This window comes from Tistrella mobilis, from assembly GCF_041468085.1.
In the GTDB taxonomy this organism is placed as follows: Bacteria; Pseudomonadota; Alphaproteobacteria; order Tistrellales; family Tistrellaceae; genus Tistrella; species Tistrella mobilis_A.
In genome coordinates this window covers 3,689,889-3,716,674 of record NZ_CP121017.1, presented here as the reverse complement: position 1 = coordinate 3,716,674, position 26,786 = coordinate 3,689,889, and the positions used below count along the sequence as shown (strand labels likewise).

General features: G+C 68.6%; 27 protein-coding genes. 15 read left to right on the top strand and 12 right to left on the bottom strand.

All coding sequences use genetic code 11. From position 1 onward, the window contains the following. Positions 1 to 16 precede the first annotated feature (16 nt). Entirely contained in the window at positions 17 to 289 is a 273-nt protein-coding gene (locus tag P7L68_RS22340) for a type II toxin-antitoxin system HicB family antitoxin (protein WP_372001781.1), read from the top strand. A gap of 85 nt (positions 290 to 374) precedes the next feature. Here the strand turns inward: P7L68_RS22340 and P7L68_RS22335 are convergent, their stop codons facing one another. Both P7L68_RS22335 and P7L68_RS22330 read right to left on the bottom strand, forming a co-directional pair. Continuing rightward, positions 375 to 1,058 carry a methionine ABC transporter permease gene (locus P7L68_RS22335; protein ID WP_062764631.1) on the bottom strand — a complete coding sequence of 228 codons (684 nt, stop codon included), beginning with the start codon at positions 1,056 to 1,058 and terminating at the stop codon, positions 375 to 377. Further along, positions 1,042 to 2,094, bottom strand: coding sequence for a methionine ABC transporter ATP-binding protein (locus tag P7L68_RS22330; RefSeq protein ID WP_372006926.1), 1,053 nt, complete (start codon positions 2,092 to 2,094; stop codon positions 1,042 to 1,044). The genes P7L68_RS22335 and P7L68_RS22330 overlap by 17 nt, the downstream gene beginning before the upstream one ends. A gap of 363 nt (positions 2,095 to 2,457) precedes the next feature. Here P7L68_RS22330 and queE point away from each other — a divergent pair, with 363 nt between their 5' ends. Genes queE through P7L68_RS22310 form a run of 4 tightly spaced genes read left to right on the top strand, consistent with a single transcriptional unit; the run spans position 2,458 to position 4,748 of the window. Further along, positions 2,458 to 3,090 carry a 7-carboxy-7-deazaguanine synthase gene (queE, locus tag P7L68_RS22325; protein ID WP_372001778.1) on the top strand — a complete coding sequence of 211 codons (633 nt, stop codon included), beginning with the start codon at positions 2,458 to 2,460 and terminating at the stop codon, positions 3,088 to 3,090. Then, the gene (locus P7L68_RS22320) at positions 3,090 to 3,476 is read left to right on the top strand and encodes a 6-pyruvoyl tetrahydropterin synthase family protein (RefSeq protein WP_372001776.1); all 387 of its coding nucleotides are present in this window, start codon (positions 3,090 to 3,092) and stop codon (positions 3,474 to 3,476) included. Before queE ends, P7L68_RS22320 begins: the two co-directional genes overlap by 1 nt. After that, on the top strand, positions 3,473 to 4,216 hold the full coding sequence (queC, locus tag P7L68_RS22315) for a 7-cyano-7-deazaguanine synthase QueC (protein WP_372001774.1): 744 nt from the start codon (positions 3,473 to 3,475) through the stop codon (positions 4,214 to 4,216). The genes P7L68_RS22320 and queC overlap by 4 nt, the downstream gene beginning before the upstream one ends. Positions 4,217 to 4,247: 31 nt before the next feature. Further along, positions 4,248 to 4,748 (top strand): TrmH family RNA methyltransferase, encoded by a 501-nt coding sequence (locus P7L68_RS22310; RefSeq protein WP_372001772.1) that lies wholly within the window; start codon positions 4,248 to 4,250, stop codon positions 4,746 to 4,748. Positions 4,749 to 5,120: 372 nt separating this feature from the next. Here P7L68_RS22310 and P7L68_RS22305 read toward each other — a convergent pair whose 3' ends face one another. Both P7L68_RS22305 and P7L68_RS22300 read right to left on the bottom strand, forming a co-directional pair. After that, positions 5,121 to 6,614 (bottom strand): class I adenylate-forming enzyme family protein, encoded by a 1,494-nt coding sequence (locus P7L68_RS22305; RefSeq protein WP_372001770.1) that lies wholly within the window; start codon positions 6,612 to 6,614, stop codon positions 5,121 to 5,123. An 82-nt stretch (positions 6,615 to 6,696) separates the two neighbouring features. Next, positions 6,697 to 7,335, bottom strand: coding sequence for a TetR/AcrR family transcriptional regulator (locus P7L68_RS22300; protein ID WP_372001768.1), 639 nt, complete (start codon positions 7,333 to 7,335; stop codon positions 6,697 to 6,699). Positions 7,336 to 7,653: 318 nt separating this feature from the next. On the opposite strand from P7L68_RS22300, the gene P7L68_RS22295 reads away from it, so the two are divergent. Beyond that, positions 7,654 to 8,469 (top strand): thioesterase family protein, encoded by an 816-nt coding sequence (locus tag P7L68_RS22295; RefSeq protein WP_372001766.1) that lies wholly within the window; start codon positions 7,654 to 7,656, stop codon positions 8,467 to 8,469. Between the two features lie 23 nt (positions 8,470 to 8,492). On the opposite strand, the gene P7L68_RS22290 is transcribed toward P7L68_RS22295, so the two are convergent. After that, positions 8,493 to 9,323, bottom strand: a complete 831-nt coding sequence (locus P7L68_RS22290) for a DeoR/GlpR family DNA-binding transcription regulator (RefSeq protein ID WP_372001764.1) — start codon at positions 9,321 to 9,323, stop codon at positions 8,493 to 8,495. A gap of 100 nt (positions 9,324 to 9,423) precedes the next feature. Here P7L68_RS22290 and P7L68_RS22285 point away from each other — a divergent pair, with 100 nt between their 5' ends. The 5 genes from P7L68_RS22285 to P7L68_RS22265 all read left to right on the top strand — a co-directional run bounded on the left by P7L68_RS22285 (position 9,424) and on the right by P7L68_RS22265 (position 14,172). Continuing rightward, the gene (locus P7L68_RS22285) at positions 9,424 to 10,068 is read left to right on the top strand and encodes a DNA-binding protein (protein ID WP_372001762.1); all 645 of its coding nucleotides are present in this window, start codon (positions 9,424 to 9,426) and stop codon (positions 10,066 to 10,068) included. Between the two features lie 170 nt (positions 10,069 to 10,238). Beyond that, the gene (locus tag P7L68_RS22280) at positions 10,239 to 11,021 is read left to right on the top strand and encodes an ABC transporter permease (RefSeq protein WP_372001759.1); all 783 of its coding nucleotides are present in this window, start codon (positions 10,239 to 10,241) and stop codon (positions 11,019 to 11,021) included. Between the two features lie 4 nt (positions 11,022 to 11,025). Further along, a complete protein-coding gene (locus P7L68_RS22275; protein ID WP_372001757.1) occupies positions 11,026 to 12,075 on the top strand; it encodes an ABC transporter ATP-binding protein in 1,050 nt (349 codons plus the stop codon). A gap of 76 nt (positions 12,076 to 12,151) precedes the next feature. After that, positions 12,152 to 13,249, top strand: coding sequence for an extracellular solute-binding protein (locus tag P7L68_RS22270; RefSeq protein ID WP_372006925.1), 1,098 nt, complete (start codon positions 12,152 to 12,154; stop codon positions 13,247 to 13,249). Between the two features lie 101 nt (positions 13,250 to 13,350). Further along, positions 13,351 to 14,172, top strand: coding sequence for an ABC transporter permease (locus tag P7L68_RS22265; RefSeq protein WP_372001756.1), 822 nt, complete (start codon positions 13,351 to 13,353; stop codon positions 14,170 to 14,172). A 39-nt stretch (positions 14,173 to 14,211) separates the two neighbouring features. On the opposite strand, the gene P7L68_RS22260 is transcribed toward P7L68_RS22265, so the two are convergent. Together P7L68_RS22260 and P7L68_RS22255 are read right to left on the bottom strand one after the other, a co-directional pair. After that, the gene (locus P7L68_RS22260) at positions 14,212 to 15,300 is read right to left on the bottom strand and encodes a TRAP transporter substrate-binding protein (RefSeq protein ID WP_372001754.1); all 1,089 of its coding nucleotides are present in this window, start codon (positions 15,298 to 15,300) and stop codon (positions 14,212 to 14,214) included. Positions 15,301 to 15,376: 76 nt separating this feature from the next. Continuing rightward, the gene (locus P7L68_RS22255) at positions 15,377 to 16,714 is read right to left on the bottom strand and encodes a TRAP transporter large permease subunit (RefSeq protein ID WP_372001752.1); all 1,338 of its coding nucleotides are present in this window, start codon (positions 16,712 to 16,714) and stop codon (positions 15,377 to 15,379) included. Between the two features lie 182 nt (positions 16,715 to 16,896). Here P7L68_RS22255 and P7L68_RS22250 point away from each other — a divergent pair, with 182 nt between their 5' ends. Continuing rightward, complete coding sequence (locus P7L68_RS22250; protein ID WP_372000016.1) at positions 16,897 to 18,129, top strand: IS110 family transposase; 1,233 nt, start codon at positions 16,897 to 16,899, stop codon at positions 18,127 to 18,129. Between the two features lie 29 nt (positions 18,130 to 18,158). Here P7L68_RS22250 and P7L68_RS22245 read toward each other — a convergent pair whose 3' ends face one another. Together P7L68_RS22245 and P7L68_RS22240 are read right to left on the bottom strand one after the other, a co-directional pair. Continuing rightward, entirely contained in the window at positions 18,159 to 18,671 is a 513-nt protein-coding gene (locus tag P7L68_RS22245) for a TRAP transporter small permease subunit (RefSeq protein ID WP_372001750.1), read from the bottom strand. A 68-nt stretch (positions 18,672 to 18,739) separates the two neighbouring features. Next, on the bottom strand, positions 18,740 to 19,495 hold the full coding sequence (locus tag P7L68_RS22240; RefSeq protein ID WP_372001748.1) for a DeoR/GlpR family DNA-binding transcription regulator: 756 nt from the start codon (positions 19,493 to 19,495) through the stop codon (positions 18,740 to 18,742). A gap of 168 nt (positions 19,496 to 19,663) precedes the next feature. Here P7L68_RS22240 and P7L68_RS22235 point away from each other — a divergent pair, with 168 nt between their 5' ends. Genes P7L68_RS22235 through P7L68_RS22225 form a run of 3 tightly spaced genes read left to right on the top strand, consistent with a single transcriptional unit; the run spans position 19,664 to position 23,786 of the window. Further along, complete coding sequence (locus P7L68_RS22235) at positions 19,664 to 21,112, top strand: NAD(P)/FAD-dependent oxidoreductase (RefSeq protein WP_372001746.1); 1,449 nt, start codon at positions 19,664 to 19,666, stop codon at positions 21,110 to 21,112. Continuing rightward, positions 21,109 to 22,359, top strand: coding sequence for an NAD(P)/FAD-dependent oxidoreductase (locus tag P7L68_RS22230; protein ID WP_372001744.1), 1,251 nt, complete (start codon positions 21,109 to 21,111; stop codon positions 22,357 to 22,359). Before P7L68_RS22235 ends, P7L68_RS22230 begins: the two co-directional genes overlap by 4 nt. Next, a complete protein-coding gene (locus tag P7L68_RS22225) occupies positions 22,356 to 23,786 on the top strand; it encodes an FGGY family carbohydrate kinase (protein ID WP_372001742.1) in 1,431 nt (476 codons plus the stop codon). Before P7L68_RS22230 ends, P7L68_RS22225 begins: the two co-directional genes overlap by 4 nt. Here P7L68_RS22225 and P7L68_RS22220 read toward each other — a convergent pair. From P7L68_RS22220 to P7L68_RS22210, 3 genes are all read right to left on the bottom strand, one after another. Further along, positions 23,762 to 24,637, bottom strand: a complete 876-nt coding sequence (locus P7L68_RS22220) for a DMT family transporter (protein ID WP_372001740.1) — start codon at positions 24,635 to 24,637, stop codon at positions 23,762 to 23,764. The two genes, P7L68_RS22225 and P7L68_RS22220, sit on opposite strands and share 25 nt — an antisense overlap. Positions 24,638 to 24,937: 300 nt before the next feature. Then, on the bottom strand, positions 24,938 to 25,816 hold the full coding sequence (locus P7L68_RS22215) for a CoA ester lyase (protein ID WP_372001739.1): 879 nt from the start codon (positions 25,814 to 25,816) through the stop codon (positions 24,938 to 24,940). 93 nt (positions 25,817 to 25,909) lie between these two features. Continuing rightward, positions 25,910 to 26,542 (bottom strand): helix-turn-helix domain-containing protein, encoded by a 633-nt coding sequence (locus P7L68_RS22210; protein ID WP_372001737.1) that lies wholly within the window; start codon positions 26,540 to 26,542, stop codon positions 25,910 to 25,912. Between the last annotated feature and the right edge of the window lie 244 nt (positions 26,543 to 26,786).

The window sequence follows — 26,786 nt, the reverse complement described above, 5'->3', positions numbered from 1 at the left end:
CCCGGAAAGGCGTGCCATGCAGTATCCGGTTCTGATCGAAAACGGTTCGGAGACCACGGCCTTCGGTGTCGTGTTTCCGGATCTGCCCGGCTGCTTTTCGGCCGGGGACACGCTGGAGGCCGCCCTGCTGGCGGCGAGGGAGGCGGCGGCAGCCTGGATCGATGCGGCGGTGGAGGCGGGTACCGCCATCCCGGCGCCCTCCGGCCCTGGTGACGTTCGGAATCTGCCGGACGGCAATGTCTGGATGCTTCACCTGATCGATCTCGACCGGCCTGACGACGGTGCCTGAAAAAAGGCCGGCGTTGGAGCCGGCCTGCTACGCGCCCTCAGCGGAGAGTGATCTGAAGGACCACTCTCCGCACGGCGCGCGGCCCTTACCGATGCCGCTTGTTCACCGCCCGCGCGATCCGGTCACCCGCCGACTGGACCAGCTGGACCAGCACGATCAGCAGCACCACCACCGCGATCATCATCTCGGGCATGAAGCGCTGATAGCCGTAGCGGATGCCCAGATCGCCGAGCCCGCCGCCGCCGACCGCGCCGACCATGGCCGAATAGCCGATCAGCGACACCACCGCCAGCGTCAGCCCGTGAACGATGCCGGGCATGGCTTCGGGCAGCAGCACCTTCAGCACGATCTGGATCGGCTTCGCCCCCATTGCCTGCGCCGCCTCGATCAGGCCGCGGTCGACCTCGCGGATCGCGCCCTCGACCAGCCGGGCGATGAAGGGGATGGCGGCCACCGTCAGCGGCACGATCGCAGCCGAGGTGCCGATCGAGGTGCCGGCGACCAGCCGGGTGAAGGGGATGATGGCGACCGCCAGAATGATGAACGGGATCGACCGGGTGGCGTTGACCACCGCGCCCGCGATCCGGTTCCAGGCCGGCGCGCCGTAAAGTTCGCCCCGGCCGGTAACCGCCACCGACACGCCGATCGGCAGGCCGATGGCGGTGCCGATCAGGGTCGCGACCGCCACCATATAGGCGGTCTCTCCGGTTGCGCGCAGCAGCAGGTCGATGAGCTGGGGCGGAAAGAGCTGATCAAGCCACTGGAACATGAGCCGTAATCCGTGCGTCGAGGCCGAGACCGTTGATGAAATCCACCACCGAGGCGCCGGCGGCCTCGCCGCCGGGCACCTCGACCAGCATCAGGCCGAAGGGCTTGCCCTGGATGTATTCGATGCGGCCATGGAGGATGTTGACCGCGACGCCGCGTTCGGTGGCGAGCCGGGCGATCGCCGGCTCGAAGGCGGCGGCTCCCTTGAACACGATCCGCACCACCGCATTGCGGTCGCCACCCCTGGCTGCGCCTTCTTCGAAGCGGCGCTTCAGCCCCGAGGGGATGGCAAGGTCCACTTCGCTCGATACGAAGCTGCGGGTGGTGGGGTGTTCGGGCGCGGTGAACACGTCGTAGACCGGGCCCTGTTCGATCACCCGGCCGGCTTCCATCACCGCCACCCGGTCGCAGATTTCGCGGATCACGCCCATTTCATGGGTGATCGCCACCACCGTCAGCCCCAGCCGCCGCTTCAGATCGGCGATCAGGGTCAGGATCTGCTGCGTGGTCTCCGGGTCGAGCGCCGAAGTGATCTCGTCGCAGAGCAGCAGTCGGGGCTCGTTCGACAGCGCCCGGGCGATGCCCACCCGCTGCTTCTGCCCGCCCGACAGCTCCGATGGATAGCGCCCGGCCTTGTCGGCCAGGCCCACCAGCTCCAGCAGCGGCTCCACCTTGCGGCGCCGTTCGGCCCGGCCGACCCCGGCCAGTTCCAGCGGCAGCGCCACATTGTCGAACACGGTGCGCGACGAGAGCAGGTTGAAATGCTGGAAGACCATGCCGATCCGGCGCCGGGCCTTGATCAGCCCGGCATCGTCGAGCGCGGTCATATCGGTGCCGTCGACCGTCACCCGGCCCGTGCTCGGCCGCTCCAGCAGATTGATGCAGCGCACCAGCGTGCTTTTGCCGGCGCCGCTGCGCCCGATGATGCCGAAGATTTCCCCGGGCTCGACCCGAAGATCGATCCCGTCCAGGGCCGAAACGGCGGTCGCGGTGCCGCGGGCGGCATAGGTCTTCGCGACAGCTTCCAGCGTGACCATGGCGGTCATGCGCGCATGTCCTTCCGTCATCCGTTGCGCGGATCGACGGCAGGCGGCCGCAATGCCCGCGACAGGATACGGAAAACCCGCGGGCGAAGCGGCTGCCGGCGGGTCGATCCGCCTCTCTTTAGCGGCATTTGTATGGGCGCCCCGCAAGCTGAAGCCTCAAATCGGCGCCATTGGGGGGAGGATAATCAGCGGTGCCCGATGTTGAAAGGAAAGAATACGCATGAGCGGCATGTGAATGCCGCATGGTGGACCGCCGGTGCCGGATATGCTTCAACTCTGCCCATGGGCAGCCGGAGTCACCGGCGCGCGACCCTTGCCGGTCGCATCGCTGACGCCCGCAGCAACGAGGATAAGATGAGCTACACGGTCAAGGAGTTGTTCCTGACCCTGCAGGGCGAAGGCGCACAGGCGGGCCGGACCGCCGTGTTCTGCCGCTTCGCGGGGTGCAATCTGTGGTCGGGGCGGGAACGGGACAGGGCAGGGGCCCTCTGCCGGTTCTGCGACACCGATTTCGTGGGAACCGACGGCGACGGGGGCGGGCGCTTCCGCGACGCACAGGATCTGGCGGCGGCGATCGAGAGCCGCTGGGGTGGTGGCCGGGCGCGCCGCTATGTCGTCTTCACCGGCGGTGAGCCGCTGCTGCAACTGGACGATGCGCTGATCCGCGCAGTCAAGGCGCGGGGCTTTGAGATCGCGGTGGAGACCAACGGCACCATCGCCGCCCCCGACGGCATCGACTGGATCTGCGTCAGCCCCAAGGCGGGCACGGAGCTGGTCCAGCGCCGCGGCCACGAGCTGAAGCTGGTCCATCCGCAGGACGGGCTCGACCCCGCGGCGCTGGAGGCGCTCGATTTCGGGGTGATGTGGGTACAGCCCATGGACGGGCCCGACCGCGTGGTGAACACCGAAGCCGCGGTCGCCTGGTGCCTGGCCCATCCGCGCTGGCGCCTCAGCCTTCAGACCCACAAGCTCATCGGAATCCCGTGATGTTCGAGCTTTCCAAACAGTTCCGCTTCGAGGCGGCGCACACCCTGCATCGCGTGGTCGACACCGAGCCCAGCCGCCGCATCCACGGCCATTCCTATCGCGCCGAAGTGGTCATCCGCGGCCGTCCCGACCCCGTCACCGGCATGGTGCTGGATCTTGGCCTGTTCGAACGTGCCCTGGCCGGAACCCGTGACGGGCTGGACCATCGCCTGCTCGACGAGGTGCCGGATCTGGGGCCGGCGACCATGGAGAATCTGGCCGCCTGGATCTGGCGCCGGCTGGCGGATCAGCTGCCCGGCCTCGCCCGCGTCGTCGTCCACCGCGACAGCACCGGCGACATCTGCACCTGTTTCGGCATGGATGCCGGCAGCGGGGTGGCGGCATGACCGGCTCCCCGCGGACCTCCGGCGCGCTGGTCCTGTTCTCGGGCGGGCAGGACAGCGCCACATGCCTCGCCTGGGCGCTCGACCGGTTCGAGCGGGTGGAGACGCTGGGCTTCGACTATGGCCAGCGCCATCGGGTCGAACTCGATTGCCGCAGCACTCTGCGTGCGCGGATGGCGGCGCTCGATCCGTGCTGGGCGGCGCGGCTCGGCCCCGATCACACCCTGGATCTGGGCGTGCTGGGGGCGATGTCCGAAACCAGCCTGACCCGCGAGGTGGCGATCGGCCTGCGCGATGACGGTCTGCCCGATACCTTCGTGCCCGGCCGCAACCTGGTCTTCCTCACCTTCGCGGCAGCCCTCGGTTTCCGTCGCGGGCTCGACCATGTCGTGGGCGGCATGTGCGAAACCGATTATTCGGGCTATCCCGACTGTCGCGACGACACGATCAAGGCCCTGCAGGTGGCGCTGAATCTGGGCATGGCGAAACAATTCGTCCTGCACACGCCGCTGATGTGGCTGGACAAGGCCGAAACCTGGGCCCTGGCCGAACGGCTGGGGGGTGCGGCGCTGGTCGATCTGATCGTCGCCGAAAGCCATACCTGCTATCTGGGCACGCGCGGCGAGCTGCATGACTGGGGCCATGGCTGCGGCAGCTGCCCGGCTTGCCGCTTGCGTGCCGATGGCCATGCGCGGTATCGGGAGGCCCGGGGTGCGGATGGCCGGATGCCGGCTGCGGGATGACTGGGCGACGGAAAGGGTGACGGAGATGGAGATGCGGGGCTTCTTCGCGATCGGGCTGGAGGCGGTGACGCGGCCGATGAATGCCGGCACGCTGTTCCGCGCCGCCTATGCCTTCGGCGCCTCCTATGCCTTCGCCCTTTCCGACGACCGTCTGGGCCGGCGGGCCGCCCAGGCCGATACCTCGGCCTCGGCCCGCCATCTGCCCTTTTTCCGTTTCCCGTCGATCGACGCCCTGCCGATGCCTGAAGGTGCCCTGCTGATCGGGATCGAGATCGATGATGCGCTCGACACCATGCCCTATATCCCCCACCCCGATCAGGCGGTCTATCTGATCGCCCCGGAAGCGGACGGGCTCTCGGCGGCTGCGCGCAGCCGCGCCTCGGCCGTGATCCGCCTGCCCGGCCGCCTCGCCCTCAACCCGGCCATGGCCGGCGCGCTGGTGATGTACGACCGGATGCTGATCCACGGCCGCTCGGCCCCCCGCCCGGTGGCATCGAGCGCGGTGCCGGGGCGGCACGGGCGGAACGGCTGACGGTCGGCCCCTAGGAGGGGGCGTCGGCTGTGGCGGGCATGCGGGCCTGACCGATCGCGCGAAGTGTCGGCAAGATCCGGTTCTGTGCCTTCGAGGCATGCGAGGCGGCGAGCGCCCTCGCTCCCCTCTTTCCATCCCACTGATGTTCTTGATATGTTTTCACTCTAACGTCAGGCGTTCATTCATCCGAGGGTGTCGCCATGTCGGAAGCGGAACGGCACAGGGCAGCGGTGAAGGACTGCCGCGCCAGATTGGCAACTGCCATCGAAGAGGGGTTGGAGGATGAGCGCCTCGGCCGGTTGTACGATATCGAGGAGGTTCTTGAGGAATTGCTGGCGCGCTACGACGCCATGATCGCTGCGCGCCCCTCTCTCACACCCCCTGCCGCAACAGAAACTTCTGCAGCTTGCCCGTCGGCGTCCGCGGCAGGCTGTCGACCAGGCGGATGATCCGCGGGATCTTGTAGCGGGCGAGGGCGGCGGTGCAGTGGGCGGTTATCGCCGCCTCGTCGAGGCTGGCATCGGCCCTGGGCACGATGAAGGCGGTCACCGTCTCGCCCCATTCCTCGTGGGGGGTGCCGATCACCGCCGCCTCGGCGACGGCCGGGTGGGCCGCCAGCACATCCTCGACTTCCTTGGAATAGACGTTCTCGCCGCCGGTCACGATCATGTCCTTCAGCCGGTCGACGATGAACAGATAGCCGTCCGCGTCGATCCGGGCCAGATCGCCCGACCGGTACCAGCCGTCATGGAAAGCGGCGGCCGTCGCCTCCGGATCGTTGTGATAACCCAGCATCATCGACTGGCAGCGCATCCAGATTTCGCCGGTCTCGCCGGGGCCGGCCTCGGTGGTCTCGTCGCGCATGACCTTGAGATCGGCACCCGCCACGGCGTAACGGCCGATCGACCCGGCCTTGGCGACCTGTTCCTCAGGGTAGAGCGCCGTGCCGGTCGGGCCGGTCTCGGTCATGCCGAAAACCTGGTAGAACCGGTCCGACCGGTAACGCTCCGCCAGCATCCGGGCGGTGACCGCATCGATCGGCCCGCCGCCATAGATCCAGGCCCGGACATGGGAGAGATCGAAGCTGTCGAAATGCGGCAGCATGCGCGGCGGCATCAGGAAGGCGATCGGGGCGCCGAAGAACAGGGTGCAGCGCTCATCCTGCATGGTCTGGACGAAATGCAGCGGATGGTATTCGGGCAGCAGCACCACGGCCGCACCGGTATAGATCGCATTGATCAGCATGTTGTTGAGCGGGAAGCTGTGCCAGACCGGCATGGCCAGCAGCACCCGGTCGGTCGGTCCCAGCCCGTAGACCAGGCTGGATCCTGTGCCCGCCAGCAGCACGTTCGCATGCGAATGCAGGCAGCCCTTGGGCCGGCCGGTGGTGCCCGAGGTGTACAGGATCTCGACCGGTTCATCGGCGTCGAGGGCGACGGGCACCGGTGCCGTCGCGGGCGCCGGGCCGGCAAACAGCCCGCCTTCGCCGTCATCGAGCATCAGCATGCGGGCAGCCCCCGCCGCCGAGCCGTCGCCGGCCAGATCGCGATCCACCAGCCAGAGCTTCGCGCCCGAATGCTCCAGGATATAGGCGGTCTCTGGTGCCGCCAGCTTGTGGTTGACCGGCACGGTGACGGCCCCGGCCCGCACCGCGCCGAAGAAGGCCACCACCCAGTCCACCGTATTGCGACCGTGGATCGCGACCGCATCCCCGCTGGTGATGCCCGCCGCCTGCAGCCGGGCCGCGGCATCATCGGCTGCGGCGTCGAGATCGGCGAAACTCAGCCGCCGCCCGCCACCGACCAGCGCTTCGCGGCCGGCGAATTTGCGGGCAGAACTGCGCAGCACATCGTCCAGTGTCCACATTCTTCCGGTTCCTCCACTGGGCGGCCATCGGGCCGTGATCTTGGGGACGAGGTCGTCAGGCGGGAGGTGCGGCTGCGCGGCGTCAGAAGGCCCCGCCGCGCGGGTCGGGGCCCAGTGCCTGCACGCAGAAGCGCGCGATTGCGGCACTCAGCCGCGCGTCTCTTTCCGGGTCCGCGGCCGATGTCTCCGGGGGCTGTGTCAGCGGGCCGGCCATGGCCTCGGCGATCGCCCCGACAATGGCCGCAGCCACGATGTCGGCCTCTTGAGGGGCAATCTCACCGGCGGCGATCCCTTCGCGCACCAGACGCGTGAAGATGTCGCGATAGGGCTGGCGATAGCGCAGCCGTTCGGCCTCGATCGCCGGGTCCACCGGCTCGGCGAGCAGTGCCCAGGCGAGGCGCGGTCCCTTCAGGGCGCGCCGGGCAAAGGTCTCCACCACGCCGGCCAGTCGCTCGCGCGCGCTTCCCGGTTCGGCCGCACGCCGTGCACAGGCATCGATTTCCCGCTGGCTGGCTCTGCGGAACACCTCTTCGAACAGATCGGCCTTCGACGGGAAATAGCGGTAGAGCAGGCCGGTCGACACCTCCGCCCTGGCGGCGATCGCCGGCATGCTGGCGGCGGCATAACCGCCCGACGCGACCAGCGCGAGTGCCGCGGTCACGATCTCCTCCCGGGTGCGGGCAAGCCGCTCCTCCATCTTTTTTGTGCGTCGGTATGCCATTGTCAAAAATTGAACCACCTTTCATTTCTTATTGCAAGCCCCTGAAGCCATGTCTTATGGTTGATGAAGATATAACGAAAAGAAGAAAAACCTACGAGTTGACGAACCGTTCGCGCTCGTATGCAATCAAGTCGAATCCGGTATGTACGGATGGTGTGTCGCGCGGGAGGCGTGCCTGCTGTCCCATCTGACGGTCGTCGAGGGTGTGGCCCGACACGATCTGGGGCAAAGGGGTGTCTCCCGCGATCCGGCCAGGCCCGCGACGGCTGCGGGCCTGGGCACGGCATGCCGTCGTCAAAAGTCATGGACATCGTCGACATGCTCGAATCAGCCGATGGGGAGAGTGTCTTCCTGTGGCGTGCGGAAGGCGAGGTACAGCCCACCATCCTCGCCCGTGGTCCCTGGAGCGAGACGGCTCAGCATGGGGGCGCCCCGGCCGCCCTGCTGGCTCACGCCGCCGAAAAGGCCGTGGGAGAGCCGGGATGGCTGCTCAGCCGCATGACGCTGGAATTGTTGCGCCCGGTGCCGGTCGCGCCGCTGCGCGTGGTGATCCGCAGCCGGCGCGGCCGGTCGGTGCGTCGGGCCGAGATGGTGCTGATCGCTGATGACTGCGAGGTCGCGCACGGTGTGGCGGTGCTGATGCGCGAGGAAGCCATAGAACTGGGAGATCCGGCGGTTCATGGCCCGGGGCTGCCACTGCCGGCAGCCTGCACCGAGCCGGTGCGGATCCCGGGCATGCCGGAAGCCCGGTCCTTCCACTACACGGCCATGGAATCGCGGGTGGCGGCAGGTTCGGTTGTCCGTCCCGGCCCGGCGGCGGTCTGGTTCCGTCTGGCGGTGCCGCTGGTCGGTGGCGCTGCGAACTCACCGGCGATGCGGGTGATGGCGGCGGCCGATTTCGGCAACGGCATCAGCTGGGTGCTGCCGCCCGACCGTTTCACCTTCGTGAACACGGATCTGACCGTGCATCTTCACCGCGCGCCGGTGGGGGAATGGGTGGGGGTGGATGCGACCACCGTCATGCAGCCCCATGGGGTGGGGCTCACCACCTCGCGTCTGGTCGACGAGGCGGGGGAGATCGGCATCGCCATGCAGGGGCTGGTGGTTCGCCAGCGGGCCGCGGCGGCGGCCTGACAACCGGCACTTCGGGCCTGACGTCAGGCCAGCACGATCCGGGTTCCGGCCTGTTCCGCGGCTTCGCTCAGATGGCGGGGGGGCATGCGGTCGGTGACCAGCCGGTCGATTTCGGGCAGATCCGCAATCCGCACCGGCGCACTGCGGATGAATTTCGATGCCGCCCCCACCGCCACCACCATGCGGGCGGCGCGGATCATCGCCTGTTTGGCGGCGACCTTGTGCAGGTCGAAATCCATCAGCGCACCGGTCTCGTCGATCCCGGAGAACCCGATGACCGCGACATCGCAGCGGAAGCGTGCAAGCCCCGTCTGTGTCGTGTCGCCGACCAGGGATCCGTCGGGGCCGTGGATGCTGCCGCCGGTGACGAAGATTTCGGAATATGGACCGTTTTCCGGCCGGCCCGCCGCCAGCAGCATCGCTGCGGGCAGGCTGTTGGTCACGATGGTCAGCCCGCCACGCGCCGCCAGCGCGCGCGCCACCGCTTCCACCGTGGTGCCCACATCCAGAAACACCGCGGCGCCGTCGGGCACCAGCTCCGCCGCCCGCCGGCCGATCGCATCCTTGGCATCGGTCTGGCTCAGCCGCTTTTCGGCATAGGCCGGGCGGACCGCCGGCTCCACCACGCCCGCGCCGCCATGAAAGCGTTGCAGCAGCTTCAGCGCATCCAGCCGGATGATCTCGCGCCGTATGGTCTGGGCCGAGACGTCGAACTGCCGCGCCAGCGCATCGATCGTCGCGAAGCCCTGCTCGCGGACGATGCGCAGAATGTCGTACTGGCGCTGGCTCACCGCCTCGCCGCTGTCCAGGATCACGTTCTCTCCGGTCGGCACCTGCCGTGCATCCTTCGTCACCGATGGCGTCGCCGGCACTGGACGGCGACAGAATTGGAAGATAATTTACACGCACCCCCGCCGGGCCGCGAGCCCGGTTCCGTTCCGACCGGAGATCTTCATGGAACCGTCGCTCTTCGTGGCAGAAGGCAGGCTGTGGCGCAATGACGATGCGCAGTGCCGGGTGTTCGACCCCTGGTCCCTGATCTGGCAGCCGGCCGATGCCGTGCCGGCGGCGGCCCGGCCGGTTGCGGCCGAGGCGGCGCTTTCCGATCTGGCGGCCGCCAACCGCATCCGTCGCCTGCCGGTCGCGGTGATCGGCCCGCGGGAACCGGTGGGCGATCAGGAAGCCACCGCCGCCGCCGTCGGTGCGGCGATCGCCTCTCTGGGGCTGGTCCTGCTCACCGGCGGCAAGGGGGGCGTGATGGCCGCCGCCAGTCGTGGTGCCGCGGAATCCGGCGGTCTGGTGCTGGGTTACGTGCCGGATGAAGACTGGCGGATGGCCAATCCCCATGTCGCCGTGCCGCTTGCCACCGGCATCGGCCCGGTGCGCAACGCGCTGATCGCCCGCGCCTGCCCGGTGCTGATCGCGGTGGGGGGCGGCTATGGCACGCTGTCCGAGATCGCCTATGGTCTGCATTTCGACAAGCTGGTGCTGACCATCGCCGATGCCCCGGTGGTGGAGGGGGCGGTCATCTGCCGCGATGTGGCCGAGATCCGTGCCCGGGTTGCCCGGCGCATGCTCGCCCTCGATGCGGCGCTCTGACCGGCCGGCCCGCCGCGTCGCCCTTCCGTCGTCGTTCCGTCGCCTGATCTGTAATCAAACGATCATTGGCCGCCGGAATGGAAGAAAACGATAATGCGCCGGTCTCGCCCCGCCGGTCTCGTGTCCGGTGACCCGGGCGTGGCGGGGGTTCCCGGCACCGGACGGTTTCCATGGCGCTCGTCACCGCATGCTATCTGTTCTATCTGGCGGCGCCGATCGCGCTGCTGGTGCTGGGCTCGTTCGGCGACAGCTGGACCGGCACGCTGCTGCCCTCGGGTTTCACCACCCGCTGGTATGAAGATCTGCTCGCCGATGCCAGCTTCCGCCGCGCCTTCTTCACCAGCCTGAAGGTTCTGGCGGCAACGGCCGTGATCGATGCGCTGATCGCCGTGCCTGCCGCCTATGCCATTCATGCCGCCGCCAGCCGCGGCGTGCGCACTGCGGCGCGCATCGCCTCGCTGATGCCGGTGGCGGTGCCGGAACTGGTGCTGGGCTTCGGCTTCATCCTGGTGTTCTCCTCTTCGACCCTGCCATGGCTCGGCACCTTCGAGCTGCTGGTGGCGGCCCATGTGGTCCTGACCCTGCCCTATCTCATGAACACGCTTCTCGCCGACATGCAGACGCTGGGCCTTGCCCGGATCGAGGCTGCGGCGGCAACGCTCGGCGCCGGTTTCCGCCAGCGTTTCGTCGACATCGTGCTGCCGTCGCTGCGCCACAGCCTGACCTCGGGGCTGGTGATGGTCGCCGCCCTCTCGATCGGTGAATTCCAGCTCTCCAACCTGGTCGCCGGCTTCCTGGACCGGACCTATCCGATCGTCCTGCTCCAGGCTTTCTATGGCGCCACCGGCTTTGCCTGCGCCGCGACCGTCGTGCTTCTGGCGCTGGCGACGCTGGCCGCCGGTGCCTCGGCACTTGCCGCCGCCGGCGGCCGGCGCGCCCGGACGGGAGGTTGAACCCATGAGCGTGCATTTCGATGCGGTTTCCTTCCGCTATCCCTCGGGCGGTGCCGGGTCCTCAGGTGGTGCCGGCGTCTCGGACATCGATCTGGAGATCGGTGATGGTGAACTGCTGGCGGTGATCGGGCCCTCCGGCTCGGGCAAGACCACTCTGCTCCGCCTGCTCTCGGGCTTCGTGGTGCCCGATCGGGGCCGGATCCTGATCGACGGCCGCGATGTCGCCCGGGTGCCGGTCAAGGACCGGGCGCTGGGTGTGGTCTTCCAGGCCTATGCGCTGTTTCCGCATATGACCGCGGCCGAAAACGTCGCCTATCCGCTGAAGCTGCGCGGGGTGGACCGTGCCACCCGCATGGCCCGCGCCGCCGGGGCGCTGGAGAAGGTGGGGCTCGGCGGTTTCGCGAACCGCCAGCCGGCCTCGCTCTCGGGTGGCCAGCAGCAGCGCGTGGCGCTGGCCCGGGCGCTGGTCTTCGGGCCGCGGGCGCTGCTGCTCGACGAGCCGCTCTCGGCCCTGGATGCCGGGCTTCGGGCCGGCATGCGCGACGAGATCCTGCGCGTCCAGCGGGCCGCCGGCATCGCCACCCTGTTCGTGACCCATGATCAGGAAGAGGCGCTGTCGATGGCCGACCGGGTCGCCGTGCTGAAGGATGGTCGCCTGCTTCAGGTCGACACGCCCCGCGGACTTTATGAACGGCCGGTGGATGCGACCGTCGCGGGTTTCGTCGGCCATGCCAATCTCTGGTCCGGCCGGGTGGCGGCCGACGATCTGGTCGAGACCGCGATCGGGCCGATCCGCACCGCGACGGGCCGCTTTGCCCCGGGTGATGCCGTGACCGTGATGGTCCGCCCGGAAGAGGTGTCGGCCGAACCCGCTGCCGACGCCCCCAACCGCTTCACCGGCCGGATCGCGGCCGATCGTTTCCTCGGCAATCTCCGCCGCCTGGATCTTGAGGTTCCGGGCGGGCTGGTGAAGGTCGAGACCCGCCGTCGCGATGCGATCGATGCGGTCGCCATCCCGCCCGAGGCCGTCCGGCTGCTGCCGGCCGGTCTCTGACCGTCGCCGTCTCCCTGCACGCTGATCCCCCAGCATCCGCCCACAGCACCAGTCGAACGGGACCGATCCGATGACCATGAGCCTCTGGAAGAAGACGGCCGCCGCCCTGATGATGGCGGCCGGCACCTTCGCCGCCACCACCGCCCTGACCCCGGCCCAGGCCCAGCCGCTTGAGGGCGGCGAGCTTTATCAGGGCGAACAGGCCCTCTACGATGCCGCGCGCGAAGAGGGGCTGGTGGTCTCCTTCGACACCGGCCCCACCTGGGCGAACTGGGCGGCGCAGTTCAAGGCCTTCAAGGCGCGCTATCCGGGTGTGGAGATCGTCTATAACGATCTGGGCTCGGCCGCGACCGTGGTGGCGCTCGACAAGTCGCGCAACCGGCCGCAGGCGGACACCGCCTATTACTTCGCGGGCTCGGCCCTCGATGCCGCCGAGAAGGGCGTGGTCGCCGATTTCAAGCCGGTGAATTTCGACCGTCTGCCCGAGCCCTTCCGCCATCCCTCCGGCCAGTGGTTCACCATCCACAGCCTGAACGTGGCCTTCCTGGTGAATACGAAGCTGGTCAAGCAGGTCCCCCGGAGCTGGGCCGATCTGCTGGGCGAGACCTATCGCAATTCGGTGGTCTATCTGGATCCGCGCACGGCCGGTCAGGGTCAGGTGGTGACCATCGCCGCCGCCTTCGGCAATGGCGGCAGCATGGACGACGTCCAGCCGGGCATCGACTATCTGGGCAGGTTGCACAAGGCCGGCAATGTGCTGCGCACCGTCGGCACCACGCCTTACGCCCAGTTCGTGAAGGGCGAGATCCCGATCTGGATCGGCTACGAGAATGACGGTCTGAAGGCGAAATATGTCGACGGCATGGGCGATGACGTCGCGGTGGTGATCCCCGCCGAGGCCTCGGCCGCGGCACCCTATGCGATCAGCCTGGTCAAGGACGGCCCGAACCCGAATGCCGGCAAGCTCTGGCTGAACTACATCATGACCGACAAGGGCCAGACCACCTTTGCCGAGGGCTTCGTGCGCCCGTCGGTGCCGGGCGTGAAGCTGCCCGCCGAGGTGCTGGCCAAGCTGCCCGAGGCGCCGCAGATCCGCCCGGTGGACGTCGCCAGGGCGCGTGATGCCAAGCCCGCGATCGATGCCGGCTGGGCGAAGGCCGTGCTCGGCCAGTAATCCGCCCGCGTCCTCACGCCTGCTGCGGCACGGCGCCGGCCGATCCGGTGCCGTGCCCGCCGGCGTTTTCAACCGTCTCTCCATCTTCAGGACCAGCCCCCATGACCCTGCCGCCCCGGCTCCTGATCCTGCTGTCGCTGCCGGCGCTCGTCACGATGGCGGTGTTTTTCGTGCTGCCGCTCGCCGTGCTGGTGGGGGAGACGGGCGAGGGCGGCGGGGCCGCCTATCTCAGGCTCGTCGACGATCCGGTCTTCTGGCAGGGGCTGAAGGGCACGCTGGTGCTGGGCACGGTCGCCCCGGCGCTCTCGGTCGTGGTCGGCTTCTGCGTGGCGTTGCATCTGGCGCGGCTGCCCGAAGCCCGGCGTCAGGGGCTGCTGTTCCTGCTGTCCCTGCCGCTCACCTTCTCAGGGCTCATCGTCGCCTACGGCTTCATCCTGGTCTTCGGCCGCGCCGGCTTCTTCACCCTGCTGCTGGCCGAACTGGGCGCCGATCCGGCGGTGGTGGGGGCGATGATCTTCACGCCGGCCGGGCTCGGCTTCGCCTATTGCTACTATCTGATCCCGCGCGTGGTGCTGGTGATGCTGCCGGTGCTGGTCAATTTCGACACGCGCCAGATGGATGCGGCCGAAAGCCTTGGTGCCGGCCGGTTCGCCGCCTTCCGCGACGTGCTGCTGCCCCAGGTGACCCCGGCGCTGATCGCCGCCTTCTGCCTGACCGCGGCGGTGGCCATCGGTGCCTATGGCACGGCGCTGGCCCTGGTCGGGACCCAGGTGCAGATCCTGCCGCTGCTGCTGTTCTCGAAGATCTCGGAAACCGGTGCCGACCTGCCGGCGGCGGCCGCGGCCTCGGTGGTGCTGATGGCGGTCTGCTGTGCGGTCATGGGCCTGGCCGAAGCCCTGGGCGGGCTCCGGCGCAGGGGGTGAGGGGGGAGGCGAGGCTTCCTCCCCCGGTCGGCGGAACGATCAGCGATAGGGGAAGCCGGCCTTCTCCATCAGGGCCGAATAGTCCTTGAAGATCTTGACCACCTTGCCGGCACGCGGGCTGGTCGCGGCGATTTCGTCCCAGAACTGCTCGGCATCCTTTTCGACCTGCGACCATTCTTCGCGCGGGATCGAGGTCAGCTCCATCTTCTTGCCGTTGACGCGCAGATCGGCCTCGCCGCCCCAGTACCAGACCTGGCGATAATAATGCGACTGGTCGATCGTGGTCAGGAACAGCTGCTTCAGATGCGGCGGCACCTTTTCCCAGCTCTTGCTGTTGGCGAAATAGGATCCGCACCAGGCGCCGCAGATATTGTTGGTCAGCGCATAATTGCAGACATCCGCCCAGCCCACCTCATAGGCCTCGGTGAAGCCGCACCAGGCGACACCGTCCAGCTGGCCGGTCTGGATCGCCACTTCGACATCGTCCCAGGGCACGGTGACCGGGATCAGGCCGTAGCGCGACAGGAACCTGCCGGCGGTGGGCACGCCGAAGACGCGCTTGCCGCGCATATCGGCCAGCGAGCGGATCGGATCCTTGGTGAAGACATGCAGCGGGTCCCAGGCGCCGGCCGACAGCCACTCCACGCCGTCGATCTCGGCATAGGCCTCCTTCCAGATCTCGTTCAGCCCATAGCGCTGGAACAGCACCGGCAGGTCCAGGCTGAAGCGGCAGGAGAAGGGGAAATAGCCGCCGAACACCGCCACATCGGCGGGCGAGGCCATGGTCGCGTCATCCGACTGCACCGCGTCGATGGTGCCGTTCTGCAGCGCGCGGAACAGCTCGGCCGTCGGCACCAGCTGGTCGGCGTAATAGAGTTCGATCTCCATCTCGCCATTGGCCGCGGCGTTGAAGGCCTCGATCTGCGGCTTGATCACATGGGCGCCCAGCGGCGCCCCCGAATAGGTCTGCAGCCGCCAGCGGATCTTCGACTGGGCATGCACCGCCGGGGCGGCGAAGGTGGTGCCGGCCGCCAGCGCCGCGCCGCCGATGCCGGCGGTCTTCAGGAACTGACGCCGGCTTCCCGCGACCGGATCGGCCGAGGACGTCTTCTTCTCGATGTCGCTCATGTCGTTCGTCTCCTGGAAGCGGTGCGCATGTCTCCCCATGCGCCCGCCATGGCCGTGTCGGGGGTGAGGGTGAAGACTACTTTCCGTAGACGAGGTTCGGCAGCCAGAGCGCGATCCCGGGGAAGACCATCAGCAGGGCGATGGTGATCACCATCATGATCACGAAGGGGATGATCGACTTGTAGATGTCGATCAGGGTGATTTCCTTCGGTGCCATCGCCCGCATCAGGAACAGGTTGTAGCCGAAGGGCGGCGTGATATAGGCGATCTGGCAGGTGATGGTGTAGAGCACGCCGAACCAGATCAGATTGAATTCCAGCGCCTTGACCAGGGGGACGTAAAGCGGCGCCACGATCACCAGCATGGCGGTGTCGTCCAGGAACATGCCCATCAGGATGAAGGACGCCATCATCATCGCCATCACCTGCCAGCGGGTCAGTTCCCAGTTGGTGATGAACAGCGATTCGATCGCCCGCGCCGCGCCGATGCCGTCGAACACCGCCCCGAAGGCCAGGGCGGCCAGGATCAGCCACATGAACATGCACGAGATCGACAGCGTCTTCTTCGACGTCTCTTTGATCAGGCGCCAGTTCAGCCGGCCCTTCAGCGCGGCGGCGATGGTGGCACCGGTGGCGCCGATCGCCGAGCTTTCGACCAGGCTGGTATAGCCCATCACGAACAGCCCCATCATCGTGAAGAAGATCACGAAGGGAATGAGCCCGGCGCGCAGCAGCTTCAGCTTCTGCCCGATCGGCATGTTCAGCTCGTCATCGGTGACGGTGGGGGCAAGCGACGGGTTCAGCCGGCAGCGCACCACCACATAGGCCGCGAACATCGCCGCCATCATCAGGCCCGGCACCATGCCCGCCAGCCAGAGCTGGCCCACCGGCGCCCGGGCGATCATGCCGTAGAGCACCAGCACCACGCTCGGCGGGATCAGGATGCCGAGCGAGGATCCGCCCTGGATGACGCCGGTGATCAGTACCTTATCATAGCCCCGGCGCAGCATCTCGGGCAGGGCGATGGTGGCGCCGATCGCCAATCCGGCTACCGACAGGCCGTTCATTGCCGAAATGACCACCATCAGCACGATGGTGCCGATGGCGAGCCCGCCCCGCAGCCGGCCGAACCAGACGTGAAAGGCCTTGTAGAGATCTTCTGCGATGCCCGCTTCCGACAGGATGTAGCCCATGTAGATGAACAGGGGCAGCGTGAGCATCGGGAACCAGTTGAACAGCTTCAACGTGGCATTGAACGGCATCTCGACGGCGCCGTTGCCGTAGAGAAGCAGGGCGGCGCCTGCCGCCACGAAGCCGATCGCGCCGAAAACCCGCTGCCCGGTGAGCAGCATCAGGGCCATCGTCGCGAACATCAGGATCGCGATCAGTTCATAGCTTGTATGAATTCCACTCATCGGGCCGTCTCCTGGTAGGATGTTTGGCCTGATAGCCGGGAGAGGGTCGCCGCGTTGCGCTCGAAGGATGATCTTCGTGCATGAGATTGGCGCCCTCGCCCGGTGCTTTTTGCCCGAACGGTATCCGGCGGTGTCGTGGCGAGGGGGCGGATGACCGCCCCGATCGGGGCGGTCATCCGCGCATGGACAAGCAGGGGCACGAGCACCGGCTCCGAGGCTTCCGGCTCATCCGCACGGGAGGCGCCATGCAATTCGTCGGCATCGACATCGCGTCGGAAACCCATGTCTTCGCCATCCTTGATGCGGACGGCACGGTCCTGGCCAAACCCAAGCCGTTCACCGAAGACGCGGCCGGGCACGGCGCGTTGCTGGCCGCGCTGGCCCCGCCGGGTGAGGCGCTGGTGGTCATGGAGGCGACCGGGCATTACTGGAAGAACCTGTTCGCCGTGCTGGCGGCCAAGGGCTACGAGGTCGCCCTGATCAACCCGCTGCGCACCCACCGCTTCCAGGGCGAGAGCCTGGAGCGCACCAAGACCGACGCCATCGACGCCCTCGGCCTGGCCCGCTTCGGGCGGGAAAAGCGCCCCTCCCCGACCCGGCTGGGCAGCCGGGCCAGCGAGGAGCTGCGCGAACTGGTTCGCCACCGCGACCGGCTGCGCCAGGATTTCGACGACCGCGTCCGCCAGCTCCGCCGGCTGGTCGATCTCGGCTTCCCGGAATTCCGACGCTATGTCCGCACGCTCGACAGCATGCTGGCCACCGCCATCCTGGCGGAATACCCCACCGCCGAGGCCGTCGCCAAAGCCACGCCACGCCGGCTCGCCAAGCTGCGCTACGATGGCCGCCACGCCGTCGGAAGCGAACTGGCCGACCAGATCATCGCCGCGGCCAAGCGCTCGGTCGGCCAGCACCACGGCCCCGCCTACCGCGTCCAGGTCCGCGACATCTGTCAGGATCTCGATCTGTGGCGCCGCCGCTTGGCCGACCGTGACGACGACATCACCCGTCTGCTCGACGAGCACGAGGTCGGCTCGCTGCTGACCTCCATCGACGGAATCGGTCCCAGCACCGCAGCACGCCTCATCGCCGAACTCGGCGATCCGGCCCGCTTCGACAGCCCCGCAGCCCTGGCAGCCTACGTCGGCGTCATCCCAGCCCTGCGCCACTCCGGAAAGCGCCGCCCCACCCGCGCCGGCATCACCCCGATCGGCAACGCGCGCCTGCGCACCGCCTTGTGGATGCCAACCCTCACCGCTGTCCGCCGAAACCCGTGGCTCAAAGCCTTCTACGACCGACTGCGCGCACAGGGAAAGCCACCAAAGCTCGCCCTCGTCGCCGCCATGCGAAAACTCCTCGTCGCCGTCTACGCCGTCGCCAAGGCTCGAAAACCCTTCGTGCCAAAGCTCGCCGACTGAAAAAAGCGCTTGCTCAGCGTGACGGTATCTCATGCGGCATCCACCCGGCGGATCGTCGCGATGTGTTTGAACACCAGCGACAGTGTCTGGAGCAGCATGATCACCAGGCAGACCACAAGCAGCGCCTTGATCGGGATCATCGACGGGTTCCACATCGAGAACCGGCGCTCATTGGTCTCTATGGCATATTGCAGGCTCGACACCGAGCCGATGGTCATGACCACCAGGTAGAACATCAGACAGGCGGAGGTGATCAGGTCCAGGATCGCCTTGCCGCGTGTGGAAAGATGCTGATAGATCAGGTCCATGCGGACGTGATCGTCGTTCTTCAGCGTCATCGCGCCGCCCATGAAGAAATAGGCGAGCAGCGTGAACTGGGCGACTTCGACACACCAGTGCAGCGGGATGTCGAGCGCGTTGCGGGTGATCGCGTCCAGCAGCAGGACGCCGATCATCACGAAGACCAGAGCCATCGCGACGATGCCGACATAGTCGGACAATCGGTCGACGACCCGCACATACCATCTGATTGCAGCCGGCATCGGCCAGTCCGTCCCCCGTCTCGTCGGGCGGCCGGCCCCTCCCCAGTGGCCGGCTGCCCGGTTTTTGTCTAGATCAGCTCGGCTCCCGCCGCTCTCAGGGCGGCTTCATGTATCGCGCCGGGCGGCGCATCGGTGACGACGGCATCCACCTCGTCCAGGCCGCAGACCCGGAACGCCGCCTTGCGGCCGAACTTGGCCCGTGCCGCCACCAGGATCAGGCTGCGCGCATTGCCGATCATGGCGCGCGCCACCTGGGCCTCGTCGAAATTGGAATCCATCGCACCCACCTCGGCATCGATCGCCGCCACCGTCAGGATGGCGTGATCGGCCTGGAAGTCGCGGATCTGCTCGATCACCAGCGGCCCGACGGTCTGGTCGTTGTCGCCCACGAAGGTGCCGCCCAGCAGATAAACCCGGCCCGGCTGCGGGGCCGCGCCGAAGACCCGGGCGATGCGCAGCGAATTGGTGATCACGGTCAGCCCACCGATGCCCGCCAGCGCCTCGGCGCAGGCGAGGGTTGTGGAGCCGGTGTCGATGAACAGGGTGTCGCCGGGTTCGATCAGCGGCACCAGCCGGCCTGCGATCACCTGCTTCGCCTCGGCCTCTTCGGCCATGCGATCCTTGAAGCTGCCTTCGGCATGCAGCTTGGGCCGGCGCGCGCCGCCATGGATCTTCTGGAGCACCCCGTCACTGGCAAGCCCGGCCAGATCGCGGCGGATGGTTTCCGCCGACACCCCGAACAGCCGGGCCAGGGTGTCGACCGACATCTCGCCCTGCTGCCAGATCATATCCGCGATCCGCGCCTGCCGTTCCCTGCGTCGCATTCCCGTCCTCCGTTCATCGAAGTAGGACATCGGCGAATGCCCGAGTCAAGGTGCATGTGCCGGCATGAATGCCCGAATGGTCATATTTATGTGGCAAAGTTGACCGTTCGGGCATTTCAGGGCATGCTGAGGGCAGGGAAGACGGCCTCGAACCGCAGGAGGACAGGCATGGCTCCGGCTGGCGACGCATTCCCCGATGGAGATGCGGGTGAAATCTTCGACGTCGCGATCATCGGCGCCGGGGTGATCGGCTGCGCGCTTGCCCGCCGCTTCACGCTGGAAGGTGCCCGCGTGGTGCTGATCGAGAAGGCGGCCGATGTGCTCGACGGCGCGTCGAAGGGCAACAGCGCCATCCTGCATACCGGCTTCGACGCCCCGCCCGGATCGGTGGAGGCCGCCTGCATCGCCGAGGGCTATCGGGAGTATCTGGAGATCCGCGCGCGGCTGAACCTGCCGCTGCTGAAGACCGGTGCCCTGGTCGTGGCCTGGACGGATGACGAGGCGGCGACGCTGCCCGATCTGATCGCCCAGGCGCGGGAGAACGGCGTCGACGACGTCGCGCCGCTGACGGAAGCCGAAGCCCGCCGGCTGGAGCCGGCGCTGGGGCCGGGGGTGCGCGCCGCGTTTCGGGTGCCGCGGGAATATGTGATCGACCCCTGGTCCGCCCCGCATGCCTATCTGCGTCAGGCGGTGGAGAACGGCGCCCGGCTGATGACGTCGGCTCCCGTCACCGCCGGGGCGTTCGACGGCCGTATCTGGCGCGTGGAAACGCCGCGAGGCACCGTGCGGGCGGGGCTGGTGATCAATGCCGCCGGCCTCTGGGGCGATCGGCTGGACGCGCTGCTGATCGGGAGCACCGACTTCACCATCCGGCCGCGCACGGGCCAGTTCGTGGTCTATGACAAGCCGGCGGCGGCCCTTGCCCGCCACATTCTGCTGCCGGTGCCGAACAAGGTGACCAAGGGCATCGTCGTCTGCCGCACGGCCTTCGGCAATCTTCTGGTCGGCCCCACCGCCGAGGAGCAGGAGGATCGTGAGCGCGCCGGGCTGGTGCCCGAAACCCTGAACGCATTGATCCGCCGCGGCACCGAAATCCTGCCGGCGCTGAAGGATCACGAGGTGACCGCGATCTATGCCGGGCTGCGCCCCGCCACCGAGTTCAAGGACTACCGGATCCGGGTAGAGGCGGCGCAACGCTATGTCACCGTCGGTGGCATCCGCTCGACGGGCTTGAGTTCCGCACTCGGCACCGCCGCCCATGTCCACCGGCTGACGGCCGGCCTGCTGGCGGGTCACCGGCCGGTTGCCGATCCGGTCTGGCCGCGCATGCCGATGCTGGCCGAGGACGAGACCCGCGACTGGCAATGCCCCGGCAATGGCGGCGTCGTCTGCCATTGCGAGCGGGTGACGCGGCGCGAGATCGAGGCGGCCCTCGATGGCCCGACCGGCGCCCGCAGCCTGGCGGGGCTGAAGCGGCGCACCCGCGTGACCATGGGCCGCTGCCAGGGTTTTTATTGTTCGCAGGAACTGGCGGCGATCACCGCCGGCCGGCTGGCGGTGCCGATGACGGCCGACCCGACGACCGCCCCGCCGGCAGCTGCGGGAGGCGAGGCATGACCGCGGAGCATTGGGATGTGGTGGTGATCGGTGCGGGCCCGGCCGGGCTCGCCGCCGCGACCGAGCTGCGCCGCCAGGGGGTCGCCCGGGTGCTGGTGGTGGACCGCGAGGCCGAGGCCGGGGGCATTCCCCGCCATTGCGCCCATTCGCCCTTCGGCCTGCGCGAATTCCGCCGGCTGCTGACCGGCCCCGCCTATGCCCGCCGGCTGGTCCGGACCGCCGAGGCCGCGGGGGTCGAGATCCGCACCCGCGTGACCGTCGCCGCGATCCGCCCGGGGGCCGGGGCGGGGGGGCCGGAACTCGACGTCTCGACGCCCGAGGCGGGGCTGGGGGTGATCCGGGCCCGGCGTGTGCTGGTGGCGACCGGCGTGCGCGAAACCAGCCGCGCCCAGCGGCTGATCGGCGGCACGAAGCCCGGCGGCGTGCTCTCGACCGGCGCCCTTCAGGGGCTGGTACATCTGGACCGGCTGAAACCCTTCAGCCGGCCGGTGGTGCTGGGCACCGAACTGGTCTCGTTCTCGGCCCTGCTCACCTGCCGCCAGGCGGGCATCCGGCCGGTGGCGATGATCACGCCCGGCCCGGGCACCGTCGCCCGCTGGCCGGCCGCCCTGCTGCCCCGGCTTCTGGGGGTGAAACTGCTGACCGGAACCGACCTTCTGACCATCGAGGGGCGCGATCGGGTCTCGGCCGTCACCCTGCGCGATGCCGATGGCGTCGAGCGGGTGATCGAGACCGATGGCGTCATCGTGACCGGCGGCTTCCGGCCCGAGGCGACGCTCTTCGCCGGCAGCCACCTGACCCGCGATCCTCAGACCGGCGGGCCGGTGATCGACGAGTTCGGCCGCTGCTCGGACCCGACCGTCTTCGCCGCCGGCAATCTGCTGCGCCCGGTGGAAACCGCGGGCTGGAGCTGGAAGGAGGGCCGCCGCACCGGACGGGCGATCGCGCTCGACCTGGCCGGCCGGCTGCCGGCGGCCGGCGGGCTCGCGGTGGCCGTCGCGGGCGCGCCGCTGCGCTTCGCCCTGCCGCAGCTGATCGCAGGTGGCAAGCCGGGCCTGCGCGTCCACGACCATATCCAGTTCCGGGTCGACAGCCCGGTGGCGGGGCGGCTGGTCCTGACCGATGATGGGCGGGAGATCTGGTCGAGGCGTCTGCGCAGCCGGCCGGAACGGCGGATCCTGGTGCCGATCGACGCCCTGCCGGCGGTGCGGTCGGGCCGCTACACCTTCGGCTGGGACGCCAGATGACGACCATCCTTGCCATCGACCAGGGCACCACCACCACCCGCGCCATGCTGGTCGGGCCCGCGGGCGACACCCGCATCGTGGCCAGCCTGCCGCATCGCCAGATCCACCCTGCCGCCGGCCATGTCGAGCACGATCCCGAAGAGCTGATCCGGAACCTCCGCACCTGCCTCGATGCAGCCCGGTCGGCCGATGCGCCGCTCGCCGTCGGCATCGACAATCAGGGGGAAAGCTGTCTTGCCTGGGATGCGGCAACCGGTGACGCCATCTCCCCGGTCCTGGTCTGGCAGGACGACCGGACCCGCGACGTCGTCGAAGGGCTGCGCGCCGAGGGGGCGGAAGACGAGGTTCTGGCCCGTGCGGGCCTGCCGCTCGATCCCTATTTCTCGGCCTCGAAACTCGCCTGGATCCTGCGCGAGATTCCCGCGGCGCGGCGTCTGGCGGGGCGGGGGCGGCTCAGGCTCGGCACCACCGATGCCTTCTTTCGCGACCGGCTGACCGGGCGGTTCGAAACCGACGTCACCACCGCCTCGCGCACCGCGCTCATGAATCTCGGCACCTGCGACTGGGATCCCGAACTCTGCCGGCTGTTCGGCGTGCCGATCGAGTCGCTGCCGCCGATCGGGGCCAGCACCGGCGATTTCGGCACCATCGCCGGCACCGGCCTTCAGCTGACCGCAAGCCTGGTCGACCAGCAGGCATCGCTCTACGGCCATGGCTGCCGTCGGGCGGGGGATGCCAAGATCACCTTCGGCACCGGCGGCTTCGCCCTGGTGGTGACCGGCCGGCGGATGGCGACGGGGCGGGACGGGCCACTGCCCACCATCGCCTGGCAGAAGGCGGGGGAGGCGCCGGTTCATGCGCTGGAAGGCGGGGTTTATTGCGCCGCCTCGGCGGTGAACTGGGCGCAGGGGCTGGGGCTGTTTGCCGATCATGGCGATATCGGCGCCTTCGACGGTGCCCCGGCCACGCTCGACGGCCCGGTCTTCGTGCCGGCGCTGGCGGGGCTCGCCTGCCCGCATTGGGATCGGCGGGCCCGCGGCGCCTGGCTGGGGCTTGGCCTCGATACCGGGCCGCGGCGGATGATGCAGGCGCTGCTGGAAGGTATCGCCCTCAGCATGGCCGGGGTGGTGGCGGTGATCGCGCGCCATCAGCCGATTGCCGACCCGATCCCGATCGATGGCGGCATGGCCGCCAACGGCTATTTCTGCCGGATGCTGGCCGATTGCCTGGAACGGCCGGTGATCGTCTCCGACGAGCCGGAGCTGACCGCCGTCGGCACCGCCGCATTGGCCGGCGAGGCGGCGGGGGTGACGATCGCCACCCCGCGTCGCGGCCGGAGGATCGACCCCCGGCCGCTGCCGCCCGGCCTGCGCGCGCGCTTCGATGCCGCCCGCGCGGCGGTTCAGGCCTTCGCCGCCGCCGGCTGACCGCGACCGAAGACCAGCCCGATCCCGCCCAGGATCGCCGCCATGCCGCAAAGGGCGAGCGGGGCCGGCACCGTGCCGAAGACCGCGAAATCGAGCAGCACGGTCCCGGCCGGCACCAGATAGAACAGGCTGGTGACGTTGACGAGATCGCCCGCCCGGATCAGCCGGTAGAACAGCAGCTGGGCACCGACCGAGATCACCAGAGCGAGCCAGAGCAGCGGCAGTACCACGGCCGGCACGGCGTCGAACCGCACCGCTTCTGCCGGCAGGACGATCAGGCAGAGTGCGAGGGCGGCCAGATACTGCACCGGCATGGCCGTGAGCGGGTCGATGGTGGAACGCTTCTGGAGCAGGGCGCCTGCGGTCATCGCGGCCAGTGCCGCGAGAGCGAGGCCGGCGCCTGCCGGGGTGAGGCTGGCGGCGGCCAGGCTCTGCCAGACCACGGCGACGAGCCCTGCGAGGGCGAGTGCGAGCCCCGCAACCCGGCGCCGACTGCGCGCGCCGCCGGTCACCACCAGGGTCAGCACCGGCTGAAGCCCCATGATCGTGGCGACGGCACCGGGCGTCATGCCCTGATCCATCGCCGCCATGTAGCAGACGGCATAGGCGCCGACCAGCAGCAGGCCGGTGGCGAGCAGCCGCGGCCAGGCATCGAGGCGCGGCCAGCGCCGCCCCTGGAGGCGCAGGATCACCGTGATGGCCAGCAGGGCGAGCGCAAAGCGCAGGCTCAGGAAGGCAAGCGGGCTCGCGTGATCGAGCCCGAGCCGGATGAAGATGGCGCCGCTGCTCCACAGGCAGACGAACGCCGCCGTCGGGCCGAAACGGCCCGCGGCACGAAGGAAACCGGTCATCGGATCTGGAAAAACCGTCTTTGCCGGATGTCACGACAACCCTGTCGGCCCGGCCTGCATCAACATGCAGCCGGCTGTGACCCGAGCGGATGGCTCAGGATCTGGCGGGCAGGGTCGTGAAAGGGGCGGCCGCCGGTCAGGCGGCGGCGCGGCCGGCGGGCGGCGGCGGCGTGCCGGCCCGGGCAATGGCCGGCGGGGGGACGACGCAGGACATCATGTGCGGCACCACGGCGGTCATGATCGGTCGTCCCCTGGACGGTTGAACGTATCGGCCGAGTATGGCTGCCTGCGCGGGACGTATCAACCCCGCTGCGCGGCTTCCCAGGTGTTGACGATCCGGGTCATGCTGCGCAGCACCGGCTTTTCGATCAGCTTGCCGTCGACCACCAGCAGGCCGCTATCGGCGGCGGCGAAGGCATCCAGCACCTTGCGGGCATGGGCGACGGTGGCGTCGTCGGGGGTGAAGACCCGGTTGATATGCGGGATCTGCTTCGGATGGATGGTGCCCTTGCCCGAAAAGCCGAGTTCGGCCGCGGCCTCGGCCTCGCGGATCATGCCGGCCTCGTCTTCCAGGTCGAGCCAGGGCACGTCGATCACGTCGACACCGGCCGTGGCCGCCGCATGGACGACGCGCGAGCGGGCGTAGAGCAGGGCGTTCCAGACATTGCGGCAGCGCAGATCGGCGGCCATGTCGACGCCGCCGAAGAACAACGCCTCGATCCGGTCGCTGGATGTCGCGATCTCGACCGCGGCTTCCAGGCCCTCATTGGTCTCGATGATCACATGCAGCCGGGTGGGGCGCTGATACTCGTCCAGCAGGTCGGCAAGGTTGCGGACCTCTTCCGGCCCCTTCACCTTGGGCAGCATCACGGCCGGTGCCGGGCGCTCCGCCTCGATCAGCGCCTTGACGTCGGCCATGCCTTCGGGCGTGCGCAGGCAGTTGATGCGGATGATCCGCTCCACCCGCGGGTCGCCCTCGGTCACCGGCACATAGGCAAAGGCCTTGTCGCGCGCCTCGGGCTTGTCCTTCGGCGCCACAGCATCCTCAAGATCGACGCAGACGATATCGGTGCCCGAGGCCAGCGCCTTGGGGAACATGTCCGGCCGGGTGCCGGGGGTGAAGATGAAGCTGCGGCGCGACTGGATGCGGGCGGGGGACTGGATACGGGCGGGGGACATGGCGGCTCCTGACGGGATGGTCGGGCGATCATAGGCGCCGGCGCAGACCATCGCAAACCGGCGGTCCGTGACGTGAACCACCCGTGCTCCGGATCACCAGACCGGCGGGGTGGTGATCCACAGAATCCGGGTGCGGCCATTGGCGAGGTTGCGGAATTTGTGCGGCGAGGCGCTTTCGAAATGGAAGGCGTCGCCCTCGCCCAGGCGGTAGACCGCGCCGTCGACATACAGCTCCAGCCGGCCCTCCAGCACCACGCCGCATTCCTCGCCTTCATGGGTATAGGCGTCCTCGCCCGAGCCGCCATCGGGGTCGAGGGTCAGCTCCATCACCTGAAGCAGGCCCTGATCGTGGACGGTCAGGAACTCCTTCACCATGCCCTTGTCGCCGAAATCGACCCGGCGGCGCTGGCCGGCGCGAACGATGCGCCGGGCCTCGTTGTTCGGGTCGGCCTCGCCGCCGCCCAGCAGTTCCAGCACCGGCACGTCCAGAATGGCGCAGATCGCCCTGAGCGCGCGGACCGAGGGCGAAGAGATCCCGCGCTCGATCTGGCTGAGAAAGCCCACCGAGACATTCGCGGCATCGGCCACCTGTTTCAGCGACAGACCCCGCGCCTGACGCGCCCGGCGCACGGCAAGGCCGAGGCTGAGATCGTCCTCTTCGGTCTGCGGCTCTGCAACAGGGGCCGGCTCTGGGACGGGCGCCGGGGGCGACTCAGGGGGTGTCATCGGTGGCGGATACCTTCAGGTTCACTTCGTTGAAAGGAGGGCCATATTTTTTCACGAATTTCCAGCCCGACCATGCGTTCCGCGGCGCCCCGGCCGCCGGTAATCACCGCGGCAGGCGAACGGAATCGCCTGTCGTGCAGGTCTTTTCACGAAAATGAAATCGGCTGACCAATTTCATTGCGCCCCTCGATAATTTCACTACGATGAAAATCAGTCAACGCCGAAGCCGATCCGCATCGCAGGG